General features: G+C 68.8%; 25 protein-coding genes and 1 pseudogene. 4 read left to right on the forward strand and 22 right to left on the reverse strand.

What is annotated here, in order from left to right:
* Positions 1 to 52: 52 nt before the first annotated feature.
* From V6K52_RS13590 to V6K52_RS13620, 7 genes and pseudogenes are all read right to left on the reverse strand, one after another.
* Positions 53 to 883 carry an alpha/beta fold hydrolase gene (locus V6K52_RS13590; protein ID WP_353950648.1) on the reverse strand — a complete coding sequence of 277 codons (831 nt, stop codon included), beginning with the start codon at positions 881 to 883 and terminating at the stop codon, positions 53 to 55.
* Positions 880 to 2,496 carry a signal recognition particle protein gene (ffh, locus tag V6K52_RS13595; protein WP_353950649.1) on the reverse strand — a complete coding sequence of 539 codons (1,617 nt, stop codon included), beginning with the start codon at positions 2,494 to 2,496 and terminating at the stop codon, positions 880 to 882. The genes V6K52_RS13590 and ffh overlap by 4 nt, the downstream gene beginning before the upstream one ends.
* 23 nt (positions 2,497 to 2,519) lie before the next feature.
* Positions 2,520 to 3,266 carry a phosphotransferase gene (locus V6K52_RS13600; protein WP_353950650.1) on the reverse strand — a complete coding sequence of 249 codons (747 nt, stop codon included), beginning with the start codon at positions 3,264 to 3,266 and terminating at the stop codon, positions 2,520 to 2,522.
* Positions 3,151 to 3,402 (reverse strand): annotated as a pseudogene (locus V6K52_RS13605) (phosphotransferase); the annotation flags it as partial. The gene V6K52_RS13600 and the pseudogene V6K52_RS13605, both read right to left, overlap by 116 nt.
* Before the next feature lie 21 nt (positions 3,403 to 3,423).
* A complete protein-coding gene (locus tag V6K52_RS13610) occupies positions 3,424 to 5,793 on the reverse strand; it encodes a [protein-PII] uridylyltransferase (RefSeq protein ID WP_353950651.1) in 2,370 nt (789 codons plus the stop codon).
* 134 nt (positions 5,794 to 5,927) lie between these two features.
* Entirely contained in the window at positions 5,928 to 6,266 is a 339-nt protein-coding gene (locus V6K52_RS13615; RefSeq protein WP_353950652.1) for a P-II family nitrogen regulator, read from the reverse strand.
* On the reverse strand, positions 6,263 to 7,699 hold the full coding sequence (locus V6K52_RS13620) for an ammonium transporter (protein WP_353950653.1): 1,437 nt from the start codon (positions 7,697 to 7,699) through the stop codon (positions 6,263 to 6,265). The genes V6K52_RS13615 and V6K52_RS13620 overlap by 4 nt, the downstream gene beginning before the upstream one ends.
* 140 nt (positions 7,700 to 7,839) lie before the next feature.
* On the opposite strand from V6K52_RS13620, the gene V6K52_RS13625 reads away from it, so the two are divergent.
* Positions 7,840 to 8,232, forward strand: a complete 393-nt coding sequence (locus tag V6K52_RS13625; protein WP_353950654.1) for a DUF393 domain-containing protein — start codon at positions 7,840 to 7,842, stop codon at positions 8,230 to 8,232.
* Positions 8,233 to 8,250: 18 nt separating this feature from the next.
* On the opposite strand, the gene V6K52_RS13630 is transcribed toward V6K52_RS13625, so the two are convergent.
* From V6K52_RS13630 to V6K52_RS13645, 4 genes are all read right to left on the reverse strand, one after another.
* Positions 8,251 to 8,928, reverse strand: a complete 678-nt coding sequence (locus V6K52_RS13630) for a maleylpyruvate isomerase N-terminal domain-containing protein (protein ID WP_353950655.1) — start codon at positions 8,926 to 8,928, stop codon at positions 8,251 to 8,253.
* A complete protein-coding gene (ftsY, locus tag V6K52_RS13635; RefSeq protein ID WP_353950656.1) occupies positions 8,928 to 10,154 on the reverse strand; it encodes a signal recognition particle-docking protein FtsY in 1,227 nt (408 codons plus the stop codon). Before ftsY ends, V6K52_RS13630 begins: the two co-directional genes overlap by 1 nt.
* A gap of 94 nt (positions 10,155 to 10,248) precedes the next feature.
* Complete coding sequence (locus V6K52_RS13640) at positions 10,249 to 12,210, reverse strand: M13-type metalloendopeptidase (protein WP_353950657.1); 1,962 nt, start codon at positions 12,208 to 12,210, stop codon at positions 10,249 to 10,251.
* Positions 12,210 to 12,464 (reverse strand): hypothetical protein, encoded by a 255-nt coding sequence (locus tag V6K52_RS13645; RefSeq protein ID WP_353950658.1) that lies wholly within the window; start codon positions 12,462 to 12,464, stop codon positions 12,210 to 12,212. Before V6K52_RS13645 ends, V6K52_RS13640 begins: the two co-directional genes overlap by 1 nt.
* A 96-nt stretch (positions 12,465 to 12,560) precedes the next feature.
* Between V6K52_RS13645 and lepB the strand changes: the two genes are divergently transcribed.
* Positions 12,561 to 13,268: a signal peptidase I gene (gene lepB, locus V6K52_RS13650; RefSeq protein WP_353950659.1), complete on the forward strand. Its 708-nt coding sequence runs from the start codon at positions 12,561 to 12,563 to the stop codon at positions 13,266 to 13,268.
* A 15-nt stretch (positions 13,269 to 13,283) separates the two neighbouring features.
* Here lepB and smc read toward each other — a convergent pair whose 3' ends face one another.
* The 4 genes from smc to V6K52_RS13670 form a co-directional block, all read right to left on the reverse strand.
* Positions 13,284 to 16,850: a chromosome segregation protein SMC gene (gene smc, locus V6K52_RS13655; RefSeq protein ID WP_353950660.1), complete on the reverse strand. Its 3,567-nt coding sequence runs from the start codon at positions 16,848 to 16,850 to the stop codon at positions 13,284 to 13,286.
* A 139-nt stretch (positions 16,851 to 16,989) separates the two neighbouring features.
* Entirely contained in the window at positions 16,990 to 17,277 is a 288-nt protein-coding gene (locus V6K52_RS13660; protein WP_353950661.1) for a chorismate mutase, read from the reverse strand.
* A 70-nt stretch (positions 17,278 to 17,347) separates the two neighbouring features.
* Positions 17,348 to 17,989 carry a flavin reductase family protein gene (locus V6K52_RS13665; RefSeq protein WP_353950662.1) on the reverse strand — a complete coding sequence of 214 codons (642 nt, stop codon included), beginning with the start codon at positions 17,987 to 17,989 and terminating at the stop codon, positions 17,348 to 17,350.
* 56 nt (positions 17,990 to 18,045) lie between these two features.
* The gene (locus V6K52_RS13670; protein ID WP_353950663.1) at positions 18,046 to 18,369 is read right to left on the reverse strand and encodes an acylphosphatase; all 324 of its coding nucleotides are present in this window, start codon (positions 18,367 to 18,369) and stop codon (positions 18,046 to 18,048) included.
* 73 nt (positions 18,370 to 18,442) lie between these two features.
* On the opposite strand from V6K52_RS13670, the gene V6K52_RS13675 reads away from it, so the two are divergent.
* Together V6K52_RS13675 and V6K52_RS13680 are read left to right on the forward strand one after the other, a co-directional pair.
* On the forward strand, positions 18,443 to 20,413 hold the full coding sequence (locus V6K52_RS13675; protein WP_353950664.1) for an acyltransferase family protein: 1,971 nt from the start codon (positions 18,443 to 18,445) through the stop codon (positions 20,411 to 20,413).
* Positions 20,410 to 20,847, forward strand: a complete 438-nt coding sequence (locus V6K52_RS13680; RefSeq protein WP_353950665.1) for a DUF1801 domain-containing protein — start codon at positions 20,410 to 20,412, stop codon at positions 20,845 to 20,847. The genes V6K52_RS13675 and V6K52_RS13680 overlap by 4 nt, the downstream gene beginning before the upstream one ends.
* Before the next feature lie 3 nt (positions 20,848 to 20,850).
* Here V6K52_RS13680 and mutM read toward each other — a convergent pair whose 3' ends face one another.
* The 7 genes from mutM to rsmD form a co-directional block, all read right to left on the reverse strand.
* Positions 20,851 to 21,723 (reverse strand): bifunctional DNA-formamidopyrimidine glycosylase/DNA-(apurinic or apyrimidinic site) lyase, encoded by an 873-nt coding sequence (gene mutM / locus V6K52_RS13685; protein ID WP_353950666.1) that lies wholly within the window; start codon positions 21,721 to 21,723, stop codon positions 20,851 to 20,853.
* A 3-nt stretch (positions 21,724 to 21,726) separates the two neighbouring features.
* Positions 21,727 to 22,509 carry a ribonuclease III gene (gene rnc / locus V6K52_RS13690; RefSeq protein ID WP_353950667.1) on the reverse strand — a complete coding sequence of 261 codons (783 nt, stop codon included), beginning with the start codon at positions 22,507 to 22,509 and terminating at the stop codon, positions 21,727 to 21,729.
* An 11-nt stretch (positions 22,510 to 22,520) separates the two neighbouring features.
* Entirely contained in the window at positions 22,521 to 22,715 is a 195-nt protein-coding gene (gene rpmF, locus V6K52_RS13695) for a 50S ribosomal protein L32 (protein ID WP_353950668.1), read from the reverse strand.
* A 1-nt stretch (position 22,716) separates the two neighbouring features.
* Positions 22,717 to 23,298 (reverse strand): DUF177 domain-containing protein, encoded by a 582-nt coding sequence (locus V6K52_RS13700; RefSeq protein ID WP_353950669.1) that lies wholly within the window; start codon positions 23,296 to 23,298, stop codon positions 22,717 to 22,719.
* A gap of 118 nt (positions 23,299 to 23,416) precedes the next feature.
* Entirely contained in the window at positions 23,417 to 23,926 is a 510-nt protein-coding gene (gene coaD, locus V6K52_RS13705) for a pantetheine-phosphate adenylyltransferase (RefSeq protein ID WP_353950670.1), read from the reverse strand.
* 33 nt (positions 23,927 to 23,959) lie between these two features.
* Positions 23,960 to 24,595 carry a hemerythrin domain-containing protein gene (locus V6K52_RS13710; RefSeq protein WP_353950671.1) on the reverse strand — a complete coding sequence of 212 codons (636 nt, stop codon included), beginning with the start codon at positions 24,593 to 24,595 and terminating at the stop codon, positions 23,960 to 23,962.
* A gap of 48 nt (positions 24,596 to 24,643) precedes the next feature.
* The gene (gene rsmD, locus V6K52_RS13715; protein WP_353950672.1) at positions 24,644 to 25,192 is read right to left on the reverse strand and encodes a 16S rRNA (guanine(966)-N(2))-methyltransferase RsmD; all 549 of its coding nucleotides are present in this window, start codon (positions 25,190 to 25,192) and stop codon (positions 24,644 to 24,646) included.
* Position 25,193 lies beyond the last annotated feature (1 nt).

The following is a 25,193-nucleotide window of genomic DNA, read 5'->3' on the forward strand; positions in this document are numbered from 1 at the left end:
CTGCTCGGCGACGAACGAGGCGCGTTCGAGAAGGTTCGTGGATGGCTCGAGATCAGGTGGAGGGGGCCACGACGCGGCGGAGCGCTTCAACCACGATCTGGGGAGCGTCGGTGTGCACCCAGTGCGACGCACCCTTGACCGTCAACTGGCGCGCGAGCGGGAAGAACCCACGCATCGTCTCGACGTCGGCGTCCTGGACATAGCTCGACTCCGAGCCGGCGATCCAGAGGACAGGGCCGGCAAACGGCGCGACGGAGCCCACGGCCAAGGGCCAGTCGGCAATGACCGAGCCAGTCCCCCGTGCCGCGTCGGCAGCGAACAGGCCGACGTTGGCCTGCCACCTCCACGAGTCGCCATCGCGCCGGAGGTTCTGCAGGAGGAACGCCTTGATCCCCGGGTCTGGCTCCGCAAAACGCGCCTCGGCATCGGCGCGGTTGCCCAGCTCCGACAACGGCAGGGCCTGCATCTCGGTGATGTAACCAGCGAACCGCTCGAGATTCCCATAACCCTTGGGAGCGATGTCGACGACGACGAGCCGTGACACCAACGTCGCCTCGGTCAGGGCGAGCACCATCGCGGTCTTGCCACCGAGCGAGTGTCCGACGACGATCCACGGCCCCGGGTCGATGGCGCGCAATGTCGAGGCGACGGTCGCGGCATACCCCTCGAATGAGAACTCCTGGGTCCACGGGGAACGACCGTGGTCGGGAAGGTCGACCAGCGTGCACCGCGCCAGGTCACCGTCAGGACCGGCGAGCGCCTTGGCGATCGTCGACCAGTTGCGGCCCTGCCCGAACAGCCCGTGAAGGAACGCGACCCGCGGACCCGCGGTGCCGACCGACAGCGTGTGCAGCGGCCCGGGGTTCACGGCCGCAGCACTCACTTGCCGAGGAACTTCTCGAAGCCCTTGGGCAGCTGCGACGGGTCGAGGTTCGCGGGATCGATGCCACCGGCATCTGCCCCTGCTCCGCCACCGAAGGCGCCTCCGGCAGGCTTGGCGGCAGCGCGCTGGGCATCCGCCTGGGCGTCGGCCGCCCGCTTCGCGGGGTTGCCGGACTTGGACTTCTTGCCACGCACCTGTTGCTGCTGCTGACGAGCCTTCTTGCCGCCGCCACCGCCACCCATCCCGGGCATGCCGGGGATGCCGCCACCGCGGGCGAGCTGCTTCATCATCTTCTGCGCCTCACCGAAGCGCTCGAGCAGCTGGTTGACCTCAGAAGTCGTCACACCCGAGCCGCCGGCGATGCGGGCGCGACGCGAGCCGTTGATCTGCTTGGGGTGGTTGCGTTCGAATGGCGTCATCGAGCGGACCATCGCCTCGACGCGGTCGAACTCGCGCTCGTCGAGGTTGTCGAGCTGGGCCGACATCTGGCCCATGCCCGGCATCATCTTGAGCATCGACTTGAGCGAGCCCATCTTCTTGATCGCCGACATCTGCTGGAGGAAGTCGTCGAAGGTGAAGTCCTCGGCCGCGAGGAACTTGCGCTCCATCTCGGCGGCCTCGCCCCGGTCGAACGCCTTTTCGGCCTGCTCGATGAGGGTGAGGACGTCACCCATGTCGAGGATGCGCGAGGCCATGCGGTCGGGATGGAAGACCTCGAAGTCCTTGACCTGCTCACCCGTCGAGGCAAACATGATCGGCCGGCCCGTGACCTTGGCGACGGACAGCGCGGCACCACCGCGGGCGTCACCGTCGAGCTTGGACAGGACGACGCCGGTGAAGTCGACGCCCTCGAGGAAGGCCTCGGCGGTCTCGACCGCGGCTTGACCGATCATCGCGTCGATGACGAAGAGGACTTCGTTGGGGTTGATGGCGGCGCGGATGTCCCCGGCCTGCTTCATCAGGTCGGCGTCGACCGCGAGGCGTCCGGCGGTGTCGACGATGACGACGTCGTGGTGCTTGTTCTCGGCTTCGCGTATGCCGTCACGAGACACCGTGACCGGGTCACCAAAGCTACGGGTGCCTTCGCCTGTGCCACCGACGGCGTCGTGTCCGCCGACGTTGCCCTGCTCGGGAGCGAACACCGGCACACCGGCGCGCTCACCGACCACCTGGAGCTGGGTCACGGCGTTGGGTCGTTGGAGGTCCGCGGCGACGAGGATCGGGGTGTGGCCCTGATCCTTGAGCCAGCGGGCGAGCTTGCCGGCGAGCGTCGTCTTGCCTGCGCCCTGGAGGCCCGCGAGCATGATGACGGTGGGGCCGGTCTTGGCGAAGCGGATCGTGCGGGTCTGTCCGCCGAGGATCTCGACGAGCTCCTCGTTGACGATCTTGACGATCTGCTGCGCCGGGTTGAGCGACTGCGAGACCTCTGCGCCGAGGGCACGCTCACGGACGGCTGAGGTGAACTCCTTGACCACCGGCAGGGCGACGTCGGCATCGAGCAGCGCCATCCGGATGTCGCGGACGGTCTTGTTGACGTCGGACTCGGACAGGCGCCCCTTGGTGCGGAGGTTCTTGAAGGTCGCTGTCAGGCGGTCGGAGAGGCTCGTGAACACCGCCCAAGGTTAACCGGAGTCAGTCAGGCCAGCTGACGCACCGCATGCCGGGCGACATCATGGAGCTCGCCATCCGGTCCACCGACCGTGAGAAAGGCCAGCGCCAACGCGGCCGCCCACCCCTTGCCGCGCGCCCAGAGCGGATCATCGAGGTGGCCGGACACGGCATACGCCTCACGGAACCGCCTCCGTCCCTCCTCGTCGAAGGAGAGCCACGCCGTCGCGAGGTCGCTCGCCGGATCGCCTGCGCCGATGTCGCCGAAGTCAATGAGCCCGGTCAGCCGGTGCCCGTCGGTGAGCAAGTTGAGCGGGTGCGGGTCGCCGTGGACCCACAGGTCCGGCCCGTTCCATGGCGAAGCCACAAGCCCGGCATCGAGGGCGGCACCCAGCACGGCAGCAACCTCGGGTTCGCTCGTCGCCAAGAGGTCCAGCCGCGGACGATCCAGCGCTTCGCGCTGCGCAAGGGGTATGCCGCGGAAGTCGTTGGGCGGTGCGTCCGCCGGTGCGGGGCGGTGCAACTCCGCGAGAACGGCGCCGAGGTCTCGCGCGATGTCGACCCGCTCGGCCACCGGAATCGAGGCGACGGTCTCGCCGTCGAGCCACGGCACCACGCTCCAGGACCACGGATAGCCCCTGTCCCGCAATGCCGTTGACCACGGGGATCGGCACCGGGACATCAAGGTGTGCCGCCACCAAGGGCAGCCACTGCTGCTCGTGGACCACGAGCGGAGCCGCGGCAGACCGCACGGGCAGACGGACGGCATATGCATCGCCAAGTCTGAAGACGGCGTTGTCCCAGCCACTCACCACGGGAGTGACGGGGAGCGTCGCCAGAGCAGGCGCCTGGTCCGCGAGCAGGGCGCGGACCATGTCGAGCGTCACCTTGATCTCGACCTCGGGTGCCATAGCGGCAACCTAGCCGCTGGGTCAGGCCGTGCCGTCGCAGGTGTCGATGACGACGGCGACGACCTGGGCCACCTTGGCCGGGTCGAGGGGGCGCCCGGAGAAGTCGGAGACATAGAAGGTGTCGAGGGTTTGACCGGCATACGTGGCGATGTGCGCCGAGCGGACCGACACCCCCGCCTTGGCAAAGGTGATGCCCAACTCGTGGAGCAGCCCGGGTCGATCGTGGGCCCGCACCTCGATGACGGTGGCGTCGGTGCTCGCACCGGGCACGACAAGGGCACGCGGTTGACCCGGGGTTCCGATCGTCGATGTCCCGCTGGGACGGGCCGCGAACTGGCGCCGTCGGTCAAGCAGGCTCAGCGGTCCACGATCACCGGTGGCCAGCCGCGTCAGCCCGCGCACCAGCCGAGCCTTCTCGGGCACGGTGTCGCTCGGACTCTCGACGTGCCACTCGTTGACGGCGATCCCGTCGACGGTCCGAAGCACCGCGGTCCGGACGACGAGACCTTCGGCGGCGAGCAGACCCGCCGTGTCGGCGAAGAGGCCCAGCCGGTCGCGGTCGGCGATGTCGATCCGGTAGGACCCGCCGTTGGACACGACGTCGACAAACGGCTCCCCCGTGGCGAGAGTGCTCACGAGGTCATCGGGGACGAGCGACGGCTCGGGGTGCCCCACGGCGGGTGTCGCAGGGCTGAGCCGCGCCCGCACGGCCGTGGCGAACTGGCCCAGGAGGGCAGCCCGCCAGTCGGTCCAGGCCTTGGGTCCGGCGGCGACCGCGTCGGCCTCGGTCAGGGCGAGAAGCAGCTCAAACCGGTCGGCGTTGCCGTCGACCGCGGCCAGGGCGGCGTCGATGGTGCGCGGGTCCGAGTGGTCCCGTCGGGTGGCGAGCTCGATGAGGGTGAGGTGCTCCCGCACGAGGGAGGCAACGACGGCGACGTCCTCCTCGGAATGCCCGAGCCGCCGCATGACCTTCTCCGCGATGGGTGCGCCTGCGGCCGAGTGGTCACGAGCGCCGGGGATCTTGCCGATGTCGTGGAGCAGGGCGGCGAGCAGCAGCAGGTCGGCACGGCCGACACCCCGCAGCAGGCCGGTGGCGTGGACGACGGTCTCGATGAGGTGGCGGTCGACCGTGTGGCGGTGGACCGCGTTGCGTTGCGGACGCGAGCGGACCGACGCCCACTCGGGCATCCAGCGCTCGATGATGCCCTGTTGGTCCAGGCCCTCCCAGACGGTGACGAGTCCCGGCCCGGCAGAGAGCAGGTCGCTGAAGAGTCCCCGCGCCAGCGGTGACCACGGGGTCGGCAGGTCGGCGCACTTGGTCGCGAGGTTCTCGAGGGTGGTCGGGGCGATCGGCAGGTTGGCGCGAGCAGCCAGCACCGCTGCCCGCAGCGGCAGGTGGGGGTCGCTGTCGATGAGCCGACCCGAGCCGAGGACGACCTCGCCGTCGCTCTCGAACAACCCGTAGCCAAGGGGTGTCATCTGCGGTCGGCGAGGTCCGACCCGCAGCACACGGGCTCGCTGTGACTGGCCTGCCCGCCGCACGGTTCCGTCGAGGGCGTAGGCAATGGCTCGGCCCGCGTCAGACACGTCCGCGAGCAGGTCGTCGGGGTCGTCGTAGCCCAGCAGGGCCGCGACGGCGTCGTGGTCCTCACGGCCGAGGCGGTCGCGCCCTCGCCCCGTGACGACGTGGACGGCGTCGCGCACGTCGAGCAGGCGCCCGTATGCCGTGTCGACGTCACCGCGCGGACGGTCCGCGAGCCAGGCCTCGGCCAGGGCACCCAGGACAGTCATGTCGCGCAAGCCGCCGTGAGCCTCCTTGAGCTCGGGCTCGATGGACTGGGCGAGGTCTCCGTGGCGCTGGTGGCGCACGCTCATGGCTTCGGTGAGCTGCGGGAGCCGCTTGCGGGCGTTGGCCCGCCAGTCGTGACTCACGGTGGCCCGCGCGGCGGCGACCACCTCTGCGTCCCCCGCGACGGCCGAGATGTCGAGCAGGCCCACTGCCGCAGTGAGGTCGTCGGCGGCCACGGAGCGGCACTGGCTGACCGTCCGCACGCTGTGGTCGAGCCGCACTCCGGCATCCCAGATCGGGTACCAGATGCGGTCGGCGAGCCTGGTGATCTCATCGGCAGACAGGGTCCGGCCGTAGTGCAGGAGCACCAGGTCGTAGTCCGACAGCGGTCCGGCATCCCCTCGTCCCACGCTGCCGACCGCGGCCAGGGCAACCCCCTCGACCCGCTGCCCCTTCGTGGCCTCCTGCCAGATGCCGTCCAACCACTCCCGGTTGAACTCGGCGAGTCGGAGTCGGCGCTGCACTCCCGAGCCGGCCGTCTCGAAGGCCCGCGTTCCCGCGAGGTCGAGACGACGGGCCGCCACGTCGGTGACGTCAGTCATGCGGTTACTCCCCTGGATCTGCAGTTCGGTCGATGCCTGTCCTGGCTCCTCCGGACCTACCGCACCGTAAGTGGGGTGATCGCCCCACTTACGGTGCAGCAGCTGCCGCAGAAGGCAGGGTGGTGCGTTCAGCCTCAGATGGCTTCGGGTCCGCGTTCACCCGTGCGAACCCGGACGACGTCCTCGACCGGCACGGTCCAGATCTTCCCGTCGCCGATGCGACCGGTCTGGGCTGCCTTGAGGATGACGTCGGCGACGCTGGATGCATCCATGTCGTCCACGAGGACCTCGATGCGGATCTTGGGCACGAAGTCGACGTTGTACTCGGCTCCGCGATAGACCTCGCTGTGTCCGCGCTGTCGGCCGTAGCCGGACGCCTCACTGACGGTCATGCCCGAGATGCCGTAGGCCTCCAGAGCTTCCTTCACCGCGTCGAGCTGGTGGGGCTTGATGATGGCGGTGATGAGCTTCATGCCTTGACTCCTTCGGAGTTGATCTCGTCGTGGTGACGGGCGTCGTGGGACAGGGCACCCGTTGAGGTCGTCCCCAGGCGTCCGCCACGGGACACGAGGTCGTAGCCGGACTCAGCGTGCTCGGACTGGTCGATTCCGGCCACCTCGTCGTCATCGGAGATGCGCCAGCCGATCGTGGCCTTGAGCGCGAGGCCAATGATGGTCGTGACGATCCCGGAGATGATGACCGTGGCGAGCGCGATGACGATCTGCACGACGAGCTGCCTGGGACCGTCACCGTAGAACAGGCCACCCGAGGTCGCGAGGAGCCCGGCACCGACGGTGCCCCAGAGGCCGGCGACGAGGTGCACGCCGACGACGTCGAGCGAGTCGTCGTAGCCGAAGCGGAACTTCAGGCCGACGGCCAGGGCCGCGAGCGCACCGGCGACGGCACCGAGCACGATCGAGCCGACGGGCGAGAGCGCGCCACAGGCCGGGGTGATCGCGACGAGACCGGCAACGACACCGGACGCAGCGCCGACCGAGGTCGCGTGACCGTCACGCAGCTTCTCGACCAGGAGCCAACCGAGGATGGCGGCACAGGTCGCGACGGTGGTGTTGACCCAGACGAGGCTCGAGAGGCCGTCGGCGGCGAGCTCGGAGCCGGCGTTGAAGCCGAACCAGCCGAACCAGAGCAGACCGGCGCCGAGCATGACGAGCGGCACATTGTGTGGGCGCATGGCGGTCTTGCCGAAGCCGAGGCGCTTGCCGACGATGAGGGCCAGGACCAGACCGGCGATACCGGCGTTGATGTGGACGACCGTGCCACCGGCGAAGTCGATGGGCAGCACGTTCGCCGCGCCGTCGGTCGCACCGAACATCTTGGCCGCGATGCCGTCCTCGGAACCGCTGAGCAGGCCACCGCCCCACACCATGTGGGCGATCGGGAAGTAGGCCAGAGTGACCCACAGGCCGGTGAAGAGCAGCCAGGTCGAGAACTTCGCACGGTCGGCGATGGCACCGCTGATCAGGGCGACGGTGATGATCGCGAAGGTCAGCTGGAACCCGACGAAGAGGATCTCGGGGATCCAGACGTCGGCGCCGAAGACGTCAATGATGGCGGTGCCGTTGGCGTCGAGGGTTGCCCCGGTGGCGTCACCGACAACTCCCTTGAGGCCAAAGTTCTCGAACGGGTTGCCGATGATCCCGCCGATGTTGCTGCCACCAAAGGACATCGAGTAGCCCCACAGCACATAGATGACACCGACGACGCCCATGGCACCGAACGACATCATCATCATGTTGAGGACGGACTTGGCGCGCGTCATACCGCCATAGAAGAGGGCGAGGCCCGGCGTCATCAACAGCACCAGGGAGGCACAGATGAGGACGAAGGCTGTCGCCGATGCGTCGATCGCGGGCTCGGCCGCGAGAGGGAGGAGAGTTGGGCTCATGGGGAAGGAGTCTGCGATCGGCCCGTTTCACGTCGCGCAACCTTGTGTTACAGCCATGTTGCACGTTCCCGGGGCGCGTAAGAAGTGTGTTTCGCCCGCCCCCGGGCTGTGAGGTCGCCGTCCAGTGTGAGACTGGGACCATGACCCTCCCGGTGCTCGTCTACGACGGTGACTGCGCCATCTGCACCAAGTTGTCCCGCGTCGTGACCACACGCCTGCGTGCCCGTCCCGAGGACTTCGCCGTGACGGCATACCAGCACGCCGACCTGGCTCAGTTGGGACTCACGACCGAGCAGTGCGACCAAGCACTGCAGTGGGTGGGCGGAGATGGAGACGTCAGTTCGGGCGAGGACGCCGTGGCTCACGTGTTCTGTGCCTCCCGTATGCCCTTCCCACCTCTGGGTTGGATCCTGCAGGCCCCCGGCATCCACGCCGTCGCCGGGGTCGCCTATCGCTGGGTCGCCCGCAACCGGCACCGACTGCCCGGTGGCACCGCGGCCTGTTCACTGCCCGCCGCCGACCGCCCGAACTGATCAGGAGTCGCGCAAACCTCAGAACGCGCTGATGTTCCCGCTCGACCGCTGGGGTCTGCTGAGGGCGCGCACAAGGGGGACCTGTCCGTGCCGGACCAGCGAGACGTCGGCGAGCAGGCCGAGGACCGCCGCAACAGCAGCAGGACCGTGCTCAGGTGTGGGGAGCCCGACACTCGAGGCCAGGTCGTCACCATGGACGACCAGCTCCATCATGCGCGTCGTGAGGAAGTCCGGTGTCGACAGTGACCAGCCCTGCCACGGGATGTGGATCACGTCCGGATCCCGAGGCAACGCGAACAGCGCTGGGAGTTCGGCGAGAGCGGCCTCGGCGGCGCCGAGCACCGCTGCCCTGCCCGCGGCTGCCGCGGTGTTGTTCGTGTCGTTCTGCTCCGGGTCGATCTCACCCTCGCGCGAGGATGCGACCCACGGTGCCTGGGTGTAGTGGTCGAGCAGCCCGATGACAGGTGCGTCCATCGGGGCCGTCACAGTCAGTCCCCGTCCAACATGCACGATCTGTTGGAGCAGGTGATCGGTCAGCCCGCCCACGGTCATCCCGTCGCAGGAGCTGTCCTGCGACCACGCCGCACCCACTTCGTCACGCGACGCGAGCTCCACCGAGACCTGCGCGCACGCGAGGAAGGCAGCGGCAGCCGCATCGCGGCCAAGCGCCGGTCCGAGCCGGACGGGAGTGCCCATCAGTCGATGATGGCGTCGACGAAGCCCTCGGGATCGAACGGCGCGAGGTCATCGGGACCCTCACCCAGCCCGATGAGCTTCACGGGGACACCGAGCTTGCGCTGCACAGCGACCACGATGCCGCCCTTGGCCGTGCCATCGAGCTTGGTGAGGACGATGCCGGTGATGCCGACGACCTCGCTGAACACCTGCGCCTGACGCAGTCCGTTCTGACCGGTCGTCGCGTCGAGCACGAGAAGGACCTCGTCGATGGGGCTCTGTTTCTCGATGACGCGCCTGACCTTGCCGAGCTCGTCCATGAGCCCGACCTTGTTGTGGAGCCGGCCAGCGGTGTCGATGATGACGACGTCGGCCTCGAGCTCGGCGGCACCCTTGACCGCGTCGAACGCGACGGCCGCGGGGTCTGCGCCTTCACGATCGGATCGGATCGTCGGCACTCCCACCCGTTCACCCCATGTCTGGAGCTGGTCAGCCGCGGCGGCCCGGAACGTGTCGGCGGCACCGAGGACCACGTCCTTGTCCTCGGCGACAAGGACGCGGGCGAGCTTGCCCACGGTGGTGGTCTTGCCGGTTCCGTTGACCCCGACGACGACGATGACGGCCGGCCGGCCGTCGACGCGAGACGACGCGATCGAGCGGTCCATCGACGGGTCCACGAGGGAGATGAGCTCGTCACGCAGCCAGCCGCGCACGGTCGCCTCGTCGGCGTTGCCGTGAACCTTGACCTTGGTGCGGAGCGCGTCGACGAGCTCGGTGGTCGCCTCGACCCCGAGGTCTGCGGTGAGGAGCGTGTCCTCGACGTCCTCCCAGGCTTCCTCGTCGAGGTCACCTCGTGAGAGCAGCGCGAGCAGGCCCTTGCCCAGGGCGGTGTTGGAGCGGGAGAGGCGGGCGCGCAGTCGCTGAAGGCGGGTTCGCGGGGACTCCGGCTGCTCGACCTCAGGGATCGTGGTCGGCGGGAGCGTCTCGTCGACCGTGGTGTCGTCGACGGTGGTGGCATCGCCAGGAGCCGGCAGGGTGTCGACGGACGACCCACCCGAAGGCAGCGCGTCGACGTCCTCGCCATCGGGCGCTGGTCGAGTCGGCGGTGCGTCAGTCGGCCGCTCGCGCGGCAGCTCCTTGGTGCCCCCACCTCGCCCTCGCAGGAGGGTTGCAGCCAGCCCGCCGAGGACGACGAGCAGGCCGAAGCCGACGGCAATGAATTCCCAGAGAGTGTCGATAGCGCTCACGCGGCCATCCTCGCATCACGCCCAGAGGCGACTGACAGCGATCATTCGAAGCGTCTGGGTGTTGCCCGATCCAGAGGAGCCAGAGATCAGACCTTCAGAAGATCCGGACGCGGTCCTTCTCGGGCACCCACATGGCATCGCCCTCGGCGACGTCGAACGCCTCGTGGAACTCGGAGAGGTTGCGCACCGCATTGGCGCGCAGGTCCATCGGCGCGTGCGGGTCGATCGCGAGGAGCCGGACGGCCTCGGCCTCGCGGGCCACGCCGCACCACACACGGGCCCAGCCGATGAAGAACCGCTGGTCCCCGGTGAGCTCGTCGATCACCGGCGCGTCGGCGCCCTCCGTCGAGATCCGGTATGCCGCGTGCCCGATCGTGAGCCCGCCGAGGTCACCGATGTTCTCGCCGACCGTGAGCGCACCATTGACCTTGTGGCCGGGTGCGTCACGCGATTCCAGCTCGTTGAACTGGGCGATGAGCCGCTGGGCGCGCCCGTCGAAGTTCTCGCGGTCGCCCTCGGTCCACCAGTTGCGCAGGTTGCCGTCGCCGTCGAACTGCGAGCCCTGGTCGTCGAAGCCGTGGCCGACCTCGTGCCCGATGACGGCTCCGATGCCGCCATAGTTGACGGCATCGTCGGCGTCCACGTCAAAGAACGGCGGCTGGAGGATCGCAGCCGGGAAGACGATCTCGTTGAGGCCCGGGTTGTAGTAGGCATTGACCGTCTGCGGCGTCATGAACCATTCGGCACGGTCGACCGGAGCACCGAGCTTGGCCAGGTTGCGGTCGACCTCGAACGCTGAGGCTCGCGCGACGTTGCCGACGAGATCGTCGACCTCGACCTCGAGTGCCGAGTAGTCGCGCCAGGTGTCGGGGTAGCCGATCTTGGGCGTGAACGCCTCAAGCTTGGCGAGGGCCTCGCGACGCGTGTCGGTGCCCATCCACTCGAGGTCATCGAAGTTGCGCCGGAACGCCTCGACGAGGTTGGCGACGAGCTCGACCATCCGCTCCTTGGCCCGTGGTGGGAAGTGCTGCTCGACATAGAGCTGGCCGACGGCCTCGCCGAGGGCGTCCTCGACGAGCCCGACACCGCGCTTCCACCGCTCGCGGATCTGCGGGACACCGGAGAGCGTGCGGCCGAAGAAGTCGAAGTTCTCGGCGACGATCGCTTCACCGAGATAAGGAGCGAGCGCGTGGACGACGCGCCAGCGCAGCCAGTCCTGCCACGTTGCGAGGTCCACGTCGGCAAGCGCCGCACTCATCGAGCGCAGGTGGTCGGGCTGGCGGGCGATGACCTGGTCGAAGGCACCCGGCGGCGCCTGCGCGCCGCCGAGGTAGGCGTCCCAATCGACGTCGGGGGTGAGCTCTGCGAGCCCGGCCCGGTCGACCAAGGTGTAGGTCTTGACCGCGTCACGGTTGGCGACGGTGTCCCAGTGCGAGGCCGCGATGCGGGTCTCGAGCACCATGACACGGTCCGCAGCAGCGGTCGCCGCGTCACCGGCATACACGCCCGCAAGGGTGAGCATGCGCGCGACGTGAGGCGGGTATGCCGTGCGGATCGCCTCGTGCTGCGGCTCGCGGTAGTAGGCCTCGTCGGGCAGGCCTGTGCCGGCCTGCTCGAGGTAGACGACGTAGCGGGTCGAGTCGCGGTCGTCGGTGTTGACGATGGGGTGAACAAGACCGTCGACGCCCGCCCGCAGGAGGCTGCCGAGCAGTCCCATGACCTCGCTGGGGCTCGTGACCGCGTCGATGGCGGTCAGCAGAGGCGCGATGGGCTCGACCCCCTGCGTCTCAATGCGTGCTTCATCCATGAACGAGCTGTAGAGGTCGCCGACCTTGCGCGCGACCGTGCCGGTCTCCGGGTTGCCCTCGGCGACAGCGGTGATGATGTCGCGGACCTGCTGCTCAGCGTTCTCGCGCAGGATGTCGAACGAGCCATATCGGCCACGGTCGGCCGGGATCTCGGTGCGCGCGACCCAACCCCCGTTCACGTGCCCGAAGAGGTCATCCTGCGGGCGGACCTGTGGGTCGCTGGCCGAGTGGTCGATCCCGGAGCGCATCAGGTGCGGGCGGGGTCGACGGGAGCGACCGGGGACACCGCTGTGGTGTCCTTCGCCATCTCGCCGTCGTCGGTCTCGCCACGCTCGAGTCGCTGGCGCGTCGACTGCTGACGCTCCTTGAGCGCACTCACGACGTCGTCACCCTTGGGTGTGAGGAGGTCACGACCGTCGCGCCGAGCAGGCACGGCGACGAGCGCAACCACTGCCAGGGCGAGTCCGACGCAGACGAGCATGCCGATGATGAGGGCGACCATGGCTCAAGGGTCTCCCAGTGCGGCCCCAACGCCAAAACGACACCCCGTAGTGAGATGGGGCGCGGACAGGGCAAGCTGCCGCGTAGTCTCTGGCGGGTGACCGCGACGACCTCGGCAGTGGCCCCTCGACGGACCCGCCGAAGGCTCCCGGTGGGGTTCGAGATTCTCCTTGCCATCCTCGCCGTCGCGCTCGTCCAGACGTTCGTCGTCAAGCCGTTCGGTGTGCCGTCCCAGTCCATGGAGCAGACGCTCCTCATCGGCGACCGCATCATCGTCAACCGCACGAACTCCGACGTGGAACGCGGCGACGTCGTCGTGTTCTCCCACGGTGCTACGTGGCAGGAAGCGCAGCTCCCCGAGTCCGACAACCCGCTCGTCAAGGTGGCGCGCAAGGTCGGTGACCTGACCGGGATCGGCCCATCCAACACGGCATACACGGTCAAGCGCGTGATCGGACTCCCCGGCGACCGGGTGTTGTGCTGCGACGCCGAAGGCAGTGTCCTCGTCGATGACGAGCCGCTCGCGGAGCCCTACATCCATCAGGACCACGCGTTCCAGGCTCCTGACCTCACGTGCGACACGACCCCGCGGTCGTCGCGGTGCTTCCCCGAGATCCGCGTGCCGAACGATCGGCTCCTCGTCCTCGGCGACCACCGCTCGCAGTCGGCTGACTCGATCGTCGCCTGTCGCGGTGGGACCGTGTCCGACGGGTGCGCCCGCTTCGTGCCCATGAACCGCGTCGTGGGCCCGGTCGTCTTCCGGATCTGGCCGCTCGACACGTTCGGCCGCGTCAACGTTCGCTGACGCGCTGCCCGACTCTCAGGCGGTGGCGGCGATGTCGCGGATGCGTTGCGACACCACCGTGGTGATGCCGTCGCCACGCATGCTCACGCCATAGAGCGCGTCAGCGATCTCCATCGTCTTCTTCTGGTGGGTGATGACGATGAGCTGGCTGCTGTCACGCAGCTCCTCGAAGAGCGTGATGAGTCGGCCGAGGTTGGTGTCATCGAGCGCCGCCTCGACCTCGTCCATGATGTAGAACGGGCTGGGCCGCGCCTTGAAGATCGACACGAGGATGGCCACGGCGACGAGTGAACGCTCACCACCCGAAAGCAGCGAGAGTCGCTTGACCTTCTTGCCGGGAGGACGAGCCTCGACCTCGATACCGGTCGTGAGCATGTTGCTGGGGTCGGTGAGGATGAGCTGACCGGCGCCACCGGGGAACAACCGCTGGAAGACCTGCTCGAACTGTGCGGCGGTGTCGTGGAAGGCCTCGGTGAAGACCTGCTCAACCCGCTCGTCGACGGACTTGACGATGTCGAGGAGGTCGCGCTTTGAGTTCTTGAGGTCCTCGAGCTGCTCGGTGAGGAACTTGTGCCGCTCCTCGAGCGCCGCGAACTCCTCGAGGGCGAGCGGGTTGACCCGGCCCAGGGCCGACAGGCCTCGCTCGGCCTTGCGCAGCCGCTTCTCCTGCTCGTCTCGCACGAACGCCGAGGGCATGGGCAGGTCGCCCTCGTGGTCGGGACCGGCGATGAAGGGGATGAGCTGGTGCGGACCGAAGTCCTCCATGAGGACGTCGGGGTCGACGCCGAGCTCCTCGACGGCCTTGGCCTGCAGCTGCTCGATGCGGGCGAGCTGTCGGGCGCGCGCGACCTCGTCACGGTGGGCCGAGTCGGTGAGCTCGCGCAGCTCGTCCTGGTGGGTGCCCATCTCGGCCCGCAGTGCCTGCACGGCGGTATCGCGCTCGGAGCGCTGCCGCTCGGCATCCTGGCGCAGCCTGGCGGCGCGTTCCAGCGCGCTCGCCATGCGATCGGTGGCGTATGCCGCCGCGCGGCTCACTGCGTCGGCGATCGTCACCTCGCGACGTCGTCGCTCCTGGCGCTGGCGCAGCTTCTCGCGGGCCTGGATCTCGTTGCGGGCGGCACCTTCGAGCGAGTCCGCCCGACCCTTGAGGGAGCGGGCTCGCTCCTCGCGGGTGCGCAGGGTGAGGCGAAGCTCGGTCTCGGCGGTGCGGGCCCGGCTGGCAGCGAGCTCGAGGTCGTCGCGCTCATCAGTCGAAGGTTCCTGCGACTCGGTCGGCTCGGCGCTCGCCTGCTCGAGTCGACCAGCCAGGGCTGCGAGCTCCATACGATCGCTCTCGAGAGCAGCCTCCGCGTCGACGACGGTGCGCTCGGTGCGCTCGACCTCGGCGCGGCTCGTGCGGATGGTGGACTGCAGCCCGCCGAGCTGTTCGGCGACGGCGGCCATCCGGGCATCGCTCTCGTGGAGGGCCTCGAGGGCGGCTTCGACGCGCTCGTTGACCGCCGCCGCCTTCTCGCGTTCGGCCACGAGGCCAAAGCGGGCCTGCTCGTTCCTGGTCGTGGCTGCGGAGACCGCGGCCTGCGCCTCCTCGAGGGCCGACTGGATCTCGAGCAGTGACTCACCGCTGCTCGATCCGCCGCGGACCCAGCCTGGAGCGAAGACGTCACCATCCTGCGTGACGGCCGTGATGCCCTCACCTCGGGCGACGAGCGCGAGGGCGTGCTCCGCACCGCCGACGAGCGCGACACGGTCAAGGAGCTGCTCGACTGCCGGGAGCACGTCAGCGGGCGCGGAGACCACGTCTCGCGCCCACACGCCGGAGCCCTCGAGGTCGGGCCACGTGCCCGGGTCTGACGACTGTGCCGTGTCGCCGACGAGCAGGGTGGCCTGGCCCTGGTCCTCCCGACGCAGACGATCGACGGCGCTGGCGGCCTGATGGGCGGAGCCGACCGCGAGCGCTTCCGACGCCCAGCCGAGTGCGGCTGCGACCGCACCCTCGTGCCCTCCGGTGACCTGCAGCAATGAGGCGACCGTGCCGACGATGCCGTGCTTCTCATCGGACGCGGCCAGCAGTGCGGCGGCGCCATCCTTGCGACGCAGGCTCAGTCCCAGGGCCTCGACGCGGGCCGCGGCGGACGAACGGTCGCGCTCGGCCTCACGCTCGGCGTTCTCGAGCGCCGTGATGCGGCCTTCGATCTCGGCGAGCTCCTCGGCGGCGGTCTCGTAGGCACTGTCGAGACCCTCTTCGCCTTCTTCGTCGTTGGCGACCGTGCCTTCGAGTCGCGCGAACGACTGCTCGGCCTCGTTGGCACGAGCCGTCGATGACGCAATCACTCCCTGCAGGCGACCGATCTCGGCCTCCCCCGCCTCGATGCGGCTGCGGCGGGCGCCGACCTGGCCGGCGAGCTTGGCCAGGCCCTCGCGACGGTCGGCCGCGGCGCGGGCCAGCCGTGACAGGCGGTCCTGCTCCGCGGCATACGCCTTCTCTGCGTCTTCACGGGCCGTGACGGACGCCGCGAGCTGCTCTGCCGCCGTGGCGACCTCGGCAAGGAGTTTTTGCTCTGCCTCGCGGGCTTGCGCGGCCTGGGCGCGCAACTCGTCGGGATCGCGCCCGGTCGTGGTCTCGTCGACGTCGTCCTGACTCAGCAGACGCACCCGCTCGCGGGCGACGGAGGCGGTCGACTCGAGGCGATCACGCAACGACTGGAGGGTGACAAAACGGTCCTGCGAACGCCCGAGCTCAGGTGCGGCGTCAGCGGCCTGGCGCTCGATCTCGGTGATGCGAGAGCGGAACGACTCGAGGGCGTTCTCGACGGAGGTGCGGCGCTCGATGAGTGCCGTCTCGTCGGCGACCTCCTGCTCGAGAGTCGACGTCAGCTGGACGAGGTCGTCGGCGAGCAGGCGCTGACGCGCGTCACGGGCCTCGGCCTGGATGACGGCGGCCTTGCGAGCGGCCTCGGCCTGACGACCGAGGGGTCCCAGCTGGCGGCGGATCTCACCGGTGAGGTCGTGGACGCGGGTGAGGTTGGCCTCCATCGCGTCGAGCTTGCGGAGGGCGCGCTCCTTGCGCTTGCGGTGCTTGAGGACACCGGCGGCCTCCTCGATGAAGCCACGGCGCTCCTCGGGGGTCGCGCGCAGGACGGCGTCGAGCTGGCCCTGACCGACGATGACGTGCATCTCGCGGCCAATACCGCTGTCGGACAACAGTTCCTGGATGTCAAGCAATCGGGAGGCGGTCCCATTGATGGCGTACTCGGAGCCGCCGTTGCGGAACATCGTCCGGGTGATCGTCACCTCGGCGTAGTCGATCGGGAGCGCGCCGTCGGTGTTGTCGATCGTCAGGCTGACCTCGGCGCGACCCAGCGGCGGGCGGCCGGCGGTGCCGGCGAAGATGACGTCCTCCATCTTGCCGCCGCGCAGGGTCTTGGCGCCCTGCTCACCCATGACCCAGGCGAGGGCGTCAACGACGTTGGACTTGCCGGAACCGTTGGGGCCGACGATGCAGGTGATGCCGGGCTCGAGGCGCATGGTCGTGGCCGAGGCGAAGGACTTGAACCCCTTGAGGGTCAGGCTCTTGACGTACACGCGATGACTCTCGGTTCCTCGGGGGCAGCTGATTGACCGCTCACTGTACCGGCGGGTCCGGGAGCCACTGGGGAAGCAGGATGACGCCTGCGTTGCCTGTGACGTGTGTGACTGGTGGGGCCAAGTGCCGATCGGTGGGTCAGCCCTTGGCGATCGACTCGTGGTGGTGGATGACCTCGGCGATGACGAAGTTGATGAACTTCTCGGCGAACTCCGGGTCGAGGCCACTCTCGTTCGCCAAGCCGCGCAACCGCGTGATCTGGCGCTCTTCACGCGCAGGGTCCGCGGGCGGCATACCCTGCGTCGCCTTGAGCTCGCCGACCTGCTGGGTGCACTTGAAGCGTTCGGCGAGCAGGTGCACGAGGGCCGCGTCGATGTTGTCGATGCTCGAACGCAGGCGGGCCAACTCCGGAGGGACATCGCTCATCACCCCATCGTAGGAACGCTTGCCTTCCGTGGTCCGTGCGTCCCACGACCCGGTATGCCGTCCACTCCCCTCACCGGTAGAGCTCCTCATCGATCGACGCGAGCCTCGACGGTTGAATCTCGTCGCCCAGACCAAAGAACTTCTGAAAGCTCATGATGAGCGGCCGCCACCGCGCCGGGTCGATCCGGTCGGCATATCCGTCGAGTCGAAGGCCGGGGTGGACGAACGTCCGCTCCACCTCCACCTGCACGAGATGGAAATCCGTGGTGTGGATCGCCAGAAGCCTGCCTTCGAGGACGACCGGACACTCCACAACGCCGGGAGGTGACACCGTCTCACTCGGGCGGGGCGTGAGGCCGCCGTGGGCGAACTTGTCCTTCACGTGGACGTAGCCGCGCTCGCCCTTGGCCTGGCTCACGACCGGCGCCCCAGTGGTGAGGGCCAACCGGTCGACCGCGCCCGCGAGGGATGCGGTGGGGAGGTTGAGCACGCACTCGCGGCCGCGCCGGAGGTTCGTCACGGTGTGGGAGGCAAGCCCGAAGCCGAGGACTGCCGTGCTCCCAAGCCAGAACACCGAGGAGATCGGGGCGAGGTTGTGGGTGCCGTCGTCGTTGGTGGTGCTGACCAGAACGACAGGAGTGCCGAAGTAGAGGATCGCGGGGTCAATCTGGTGGTGGCGGGCTAGGGCGGTGGGTAGCTGGGTGAGAGTCACACCATGACAACGGCGCCACCGCTGAGGTTGTGAGTGCTCCCGTTGACGGGGCAGGCTCAGCGCTCGACGAAGCCCGTCACGTCCTGGCGGGGTGCGGACTCCAGCGGCGTCGAGACGGAGGCGACCTGCCCGGGGCGATGGGTCGTCGAGGGCTGCTCGCCAAGGAGATCGAGGAGCCGGCTGACAGCACCACGGGAGCCTTGGGCGACGACCTCGACCCGCCCATCCGAGGTGTTGCGGGCGTGACCGGCGAGACCGAGCTCGAGCGCTCTGGCCCGTGTCCACCACCGGAAACCCACGCCCTGAACGCGCCCTCGCACGTGGACGGTCACGCGCGTCGGTCGTAGTCCGTCGCCCGCCGGGTCGAGGCTCGTCTCCATGGCGAGATGGTAGGTCGGTCCCACGCCAGCGCGCCTCCCTGACCCTGTCGGTGCCCCTCCATAGCCTGTAGCCATGAGCGTGGAGAGCCCTTCCGCTCGGCCCGGGGCCGCGAGCGCGTCCGCCCCGTCCCGCAGCAGATCGACGCGCCCGGCAGGTCGCCTGCCCGGGCTCGATGGTCTGCGCGCGATCGCGATCCTTGCCGTCCTCGCGTTCCACCTCGACCCTCGCTGGCTGCCCGGTGGGTTCCTCGGTGTCGACGTCTTCTTCGTCATCTCCGGATTCCTCATCACGACGCTGCTCGTGCGCGAGCACGACCGAGACGGACGCATCGACCTGCGCGGGTTCTGGACCCGGCGGGTTCGGCGCCTCCTGCCCGCCCTGCTCGTCCTCGTCCCGAGCGTCATCCTCATCGCCCGGCTCGTCGAGACCGACCTGCTCGTCGGCATCCGTCGGCAGGCCGCAGGCGCCCTGACCTTCACGAGCAACTGGCTCGAGATCGGCGCGGGCTCCGACTACTTCCACAGCACCGCACCCCAGCTGCTCATGAACCTGTGGTCGCTCGCGGTCGAGGAGCAGTTCTACCTCGTGTGGCCGCTCGTCGCCCTCGCTCTGCTGAAGTTCGCCCCGTCCTCTCGGGTCCGGGCTGGCGTTGCCGTCGCTCTCGCGCTCGGTTCCGCGGCCCTCATGGCGAGCCGCTACGACCCGGCGCTCGGTGCCACCCGCGTCTACTACGGCACCGACACCCACCTCATGGGCCTCATGCTCGGCTCCGCGCTCGCCTTCGCCTGGGCTGCACCGCACCGCGCGTGGACCTCGACGGACCTCTGGCAACGGGTGCGTGTCCCGGCGGTCGCCGGCGCCGGGCTGGTTCTCGTGGCGCTCGTCGCGCTGCTCGACGAGTCGACACCGCTCACGTTCCGGGGGGGCATCCTCGCGGCTTCCCTGGCCACCACCGTCCTCGTCCTCGGGGTCATCGAGCGCCCGACTCGCCTGCGTTCGGTCCTCGACCTGTCGGTGCTGCGCTGGATCGGTGAGCGTTCCTACGGGCTCTACCTCTGGCACTGGCCGGTGATCCTCATCATCGAGGCTGACCTCTCCTGGGCCTCTCGGGGCGCCGACGACTACCTCTGGTCCCGACTGTGGTGCGTCGTCGTCACCGCGGCCATCGCCGACCTGTCCTATCGCTTCATCGAGACACCCGTTCGTCGACGTGGTTTCCGCGGCTCCGCACGCCACCTCCTCCACACGATCCGCTACTCCGGGACCCGCACGGCGCGCGCGGTGTGGGCGGGTGTCGCCGTCCTCGCAATCATCCTGACCACCGTCCTCGTCACCGCCCCCAATCGGACCCGGGTCGAGCAACTCCTCGACGCCAACGCTTCTGCCGCAACGGTGTCGGCACCGAAGTCGACCTCCAAACCCGCCCCGTCGGGTTCGCCGTCGGACGCCTCGAACCCGTCGGCGAAGCCGTCCGCGGCATCGCCGGCCAGGCCGGCCGCACCGATCACGCAGTCCTGGACCATGCCGAGCGGTGCCGAGATCGACGGCTACGGCGACTCGATGATGGTCGGCAGCGTTCACGCACTGCGCTACTACTTCCCCGGCATCCGCATGGACGCCCGCTCCAACCGTCAGTGGGCCGAAGGCCTCAAGGTCGTCAGCGCCCGCGGCAACAGCAACCGTCGCGCCGTCGTCCTCGCGCTCGGCACCAACGCTGGCACCGACCTCGATCGAGCCCGCCAGACCCTCGACGCACTCGGCCCCGACCGCATGGTCGTCATCGTCACCCTGCACGGACGCATCAACCGGATCGCAACCGACAACACTGCCCTCAAGGAGCTCGTCGCAGGGCGCGACAACGTCGTCCTCGCCGACTGGGATGCCGCCCTCAAGGGCACGAGCGACCAACTCCAGTCCGACGGCATGCACCCCTCGCTGCAAGGCGCGCACCTCTATGCCAAGACGATCCGGCAGGCGTTCGCGGACCTGAGCACGCGGCATACCGGCAAGGCCGTGACGCTCAAAGAGCTCCCGCCCCCATGACGCTGCCCACCCCACCCGACCACGGTGACCGCACGACCAAGCCGGTCTCGGCCGATGTCGACACCTACCTCGCGGCCGTGGAACCGGCCGCCCGACGTGAGGACGCCCAGGCGGTCCTTGCGGTGATGCGCGAGGTCACCGGCGTCGAGCCCGTGCTGTGGGGTGGCTCGATGGTCGGCTTCGGCCGACAGCCCTACACGACCGCCGACGGCAAGGAACGTGAGTGGTTCGCGCTCGGGCTGGCACCGCGCAAGGCCGCGCTGACGCTCTACGGGCTGACCTACTACGGCTCCAACACTCCCCTGCTCGAACGCCTCGGCACACACTCCACCGGCAAGGGCTGCCTCTATGTCAAGCGGCTCACCGATGTCGATGCCGGGGTGCTGCGCGAGCTCATCGTCAAGGCCTGGGCCGACAACCACACGCCGGCCTGAGGCTCAGGCGCTGCGACGCAGCCGGGGTCGGGGCTGACACGTCGGGCACGAGAACGATGACCGGTTCATGAACTGCTCCCGAAGGATCGCGGTGCCGCAGCGCGCACAAGGCTCACCCTCCTGGCCGTAGGCGTGCAACGAACGGTCGAAGTAGCCCGAGCCCCCGTTGACGTTGACATAGAGCGCGTCGAAGCTCGTCCCACCCTGGATGAGTGCTGCCGCCATCACCTCGCGGGCGTGCTCGAGGACCCGTGAGATCACCGGCTTCGTGAGGCTGCTGGACGGGCGCTCACCGTGGACCTGGGCACGCCACAAGGCCTCATCGGCATAGATGTTGCCGATGCCCGAGACCACTCCCTGGTGCAGGATCATCCGCTTGATGGCGCTGTCGCTGGCCTTGATCCGACGCACGACCGCCGACTGGTCATAGACCGTCTCGAACGGATCCGGCGCGATGTGCCGGATCTGGTGCGGCACCCCGTCGTCGGCGAGATCGTCGAGGGCGAAACCACCAAAGGTCCGCTGGTCGACGAAGCGCAGTTCAGGATCGCCGTCCGCAAAGGTGAAGCGCGCGTGGAGATGTTTCTCGTCCGGAGCATTCGCAGCCTCGACGAGCAGCTGCCCGCTCATCCCGAGATGCGCGATGAGTCCGTGGACCGGGTGTCCGTCATCACTGAGGACGAGCCAGAGGTACTTGCCGCGGCGTCGGGCCGCAGTGACATCCAGTCCAGTGATCCGTTCGGCCAGGTCGATCGGCCCCGGGATGTGGCGGCGAGCCACTCTCGCCCCGGTGAACGAGGCCGAAGCAATGCGCCTGCCGACGACGTGGTCGGCGAGGCCGCGTCGGACGACCTCGACCTCAGGCAGCTCGGGCACGGGTCAGGTCGAGCGAGTGAGATCGGGCAGGGGTGCTGTCGAGAGTCCGTCACCGTGGCGCTCACGCAGGGTCTGCCACGCCTGGGCGGCGGCCTGCTGCTCGGCGTCCTTCTTGGTGCGGCCGACGCCGGAGCCGTGCTCCACGCCCCCCACGAGAACCCGGGCGCTGAAGGTCTTGGCGTGCTCGGGGCCGTCCTCCTCGAGGACGTACTCGACCGGACCGGCGGCGTGCAGGGCGCAGATCTCCTGCAGGCTCGTCTTCCAGTCCAGACCAGCGCCGAGGGTGGCCGAGCTCGCCATCAACGGGTCGAGCAGGTGGTGCACCAGAGCGCCTGCAGCCTCGATGCCGGCGCTGCAGTAGGTCGCACCGATGACTGCCTCGACGGTGTCGGCAAGGATCGAGTCCTTGTCGCGCCCACCGGTGGACTCCTCACCGCGGCCGAGGTGGAGGTAGTCCCCCAGACCCAGCGTGCGGCCGACGGCCGCGAGGGCACGCATGTTGACCACCGCGGCGCGCAGCTTGGCGAGCTGCCCCTCGGTGAGGTCGGGGTGCGTCGTGTAGAGCGAGTCGGTCACGACCAGCCCCAGCACGGAGTCGCCGAGGAACTCCAGGCGCTCGTTGTGCGGGACTCCCCCGGCCTCGTAGGCGAACGACCGGTGCGTCAGGGCACGCCCGAGCAGCGCCTCGTCGATGTCTTCGCCCGTCACCTCAAGGAGGTGCTGGTGAAGCTCAGCGACGGGGCGCTGTGGCGTTGTGGCCACCGGCCCGTTCGAGCCCCTCCCCATGAGGAGCGGGCTCAGCCCTGGTGCTCGGTGCGCTCGGCAACGCCGTAGTGGCGGCCGTTGTAGGTCCCGCATGACGGGCACGCAACGTGCGGCTGCGTCGGGGCCTTGCACTGGGGGCACGAGGTCAGGGTGACCGGCGTGGCCTTCCAGTTGGCACGGCGATGGCGGGTGTTGGAACGCGACACTTTCCGCTTCGGAACAGCCATGTCAGGTCCTGTCTGTTGTCTGCGTCGTGGACGGCTCGGACGCGAGGTCCGTGAGAGCCGCCCACCTGGGGTCGATCACGTCATGTGTGTGGTCCGGGGCGTCCCGGAGGTGGATTCCGCACTCGGAACACAACCCCGGGCAATCCGGGCGACACACGGGCTGGAACGGCAGTGCAGGCACCACCGAGTCCCGGAGCACCGCTTCGAGGTCGATCAGACCGTCCTCGACGAGGTACTCCTCGGCTGCTTCTTCGTCGCCCACCTCTTGGTGGTGAGCGTTGCGATCGGCGTAGGCGAACAATTCCTGGAAGTTCCCAGCCACATTGTGGCTGATGGGATCCAGGCACCGCACGCAGGCGCCGGTCGCCGTGCCTTGCACCGAACCAGTGACCAGCACGCCTTCGACAACGGACTCGAGCCGCACGTTGACCGCCAAGGGTTCCCCCTCAACAACGCGCAGCACCTCCGTGCCGAACTCAGCTGGTGCCCCGACCTCGCGAGAAAGCTCCGCCATCGAGCCGGGTCGCCGGCCGACCTCCTTGGTGTCGAGCACCAGAGGAGACCGAGGATCGAGACGAGTCATTGCCTTATGCCTTGGTCGAGTGATTCGGTCCGTCGTCACGGCTGACGCAGACCGAAGGACAAAGGTACCGGAGGGTGGTGCACCAGCCCAAATGCGCCGCGTATGCCGCGTGCGAACGTCAGCCGTTCGGCTGCGCCAAACGCTCGGTGAGGGCCGCCAGGACCTCGTCCGGAACGAGCCCGGAGACGTCGCCACCGAACTTCGCGACCTCCTTGACGAGCGAGCTCGACACGTGCTCGAACTGCGGTGCGCCCGGGAGGAAGACCGTCTCGACGCCGGTGAGGTGGCGGTTCATCAGGGCCATGGGCAGCTCGTAGGCGAAGTCGGTGCCCCCACGCAGGCCCTTGACGATGACATCGGCACCGACATCACGGCATACGTCGACAAGAAGGCGACCCGCGAAGGCTTCGACCCGCACGCGGGAGGCCGCCTCGTCGGGAAGGGCGCGCTCGATGAAGCCGATCCGCTCGTCCACGGTGAAGGTGCCGCTCTTGGCCGGGTTGTGCAGCACGGCGACGACGACCTCGTCATAGAGGGCGGCGGCGCGCATGAGCACGTCGACGTGCCCAAGCGTGATCGGGTCATAGGACCCGGGACAGACTGCTCGCCTGATCTGCTGCTCGCTCACGCGCGCCACCCTACGTTCTGTCCGGGATCGAACTCAGTCGTCCTTCGCCTTCTCCATGGAGGCCTCTTCGATCTTCTTGGCCTCCGCCTTGGCCTTCTCCTCGATCTCCTCCGCCTTGTCACGGGCGGCGGGCGCGGCAATCGCGCCTTCCTTCTCGGCCCGGTGGAGCAGCGCCTTGACCTGCTCCAGGCTGGCGCACCCCTGCTCGAGCAGCTCGTTACGCCGGGTCACCCACGCGACGCCGAGCTTCTCGCGCTCCTCCACGGAGACGTCGTCGCGGGAGGGGTTGATGATCGTCTGCTCCTCTTCGTTGGTGTGGTGGTTGACCACCGTCGCCAGCTCTTCGAGGGCAGTGTCGTACTTCTCGGTGTCGGTGCCCTTGGCCTCGAGGAAGCCGACGATCGCCTCGGTGATCTCGGCGTGCTCCTCCTCGCCGTGCTCCTCCTCGTGCACCCCGATCGCCCGCTTCTTGCGCAGGGTCGGATAGACCTTCTCCTCCTCGGCCTCAGCGTGCGCTACGAGCAGCTCGGTCAGCGCCGTGCGCGCCGCGTCGCGGTCCACGTCGTTGCGTCGGGCCAGACGCAGGAAGTCTTCGAAAAGTCGGTGGTCGTCCAGGATGAGTTCGAGGACATCTCCACTGGTGGGACGGGGAATCTCATAGTCGCTCATGAGCCCATCCTTGCTGATCAGGCCCCCTTTGGCAGCCTTGGCAAGAGGTCAGTGAGTCGCGTACCAGATGACGGTCTCGCCGTACTTCTTGAGCCGCTCCGGCTCGAGCCCCTCGGGCCACGTCGGCTCGGCGGAACGTTTTGAGCGCTCGATGACGACAAGGGCGTCCTCAGCCAGCCAGCCGCGTGTGACGAGCGCAGCGAGGTCGACGGCGAGCGCCTCCTCGGTGAGGTCGTAGGGCGGGTCGAGGAAGACGAGGTCGCGCTCCTGGGGTGCGCCGGCCAGGGCCGAGGTCACCGTCACCGGGACCACCGTCACGCGCAGTCCGAGCCGTCCTGCGTTGTCCCGGATCACCGCCGCCGCAGTCCGGTCGGACTCGACCAGGATCACGTCCGCCGCCCCCCGACTGGCGGCCTCCAGACCCAGGGCTCCCGACCCGGCATACAGGTCCATGACGCGCGCACCGGTCAGCGCGTCGCGCGCCTCGAGCGCGGAGAAGAGCGCTTCGCGCACACGATCGCTCGTGGGTCGCGTGCCGCGGCCGGGAGGAGTCTTCAGCTCGCGGCCGCCAGCCGTGCCGGCGATGATTCGGGTCATC

The organism is Knoellia sp. S7-12 (assembly GCF_040518285.1).
Classification (GTDB): domain Bacteria; phylum Actinomycetota; class Actinomycetes; order Actinomycetales; family Dermatophilaceae; genus Knoellia.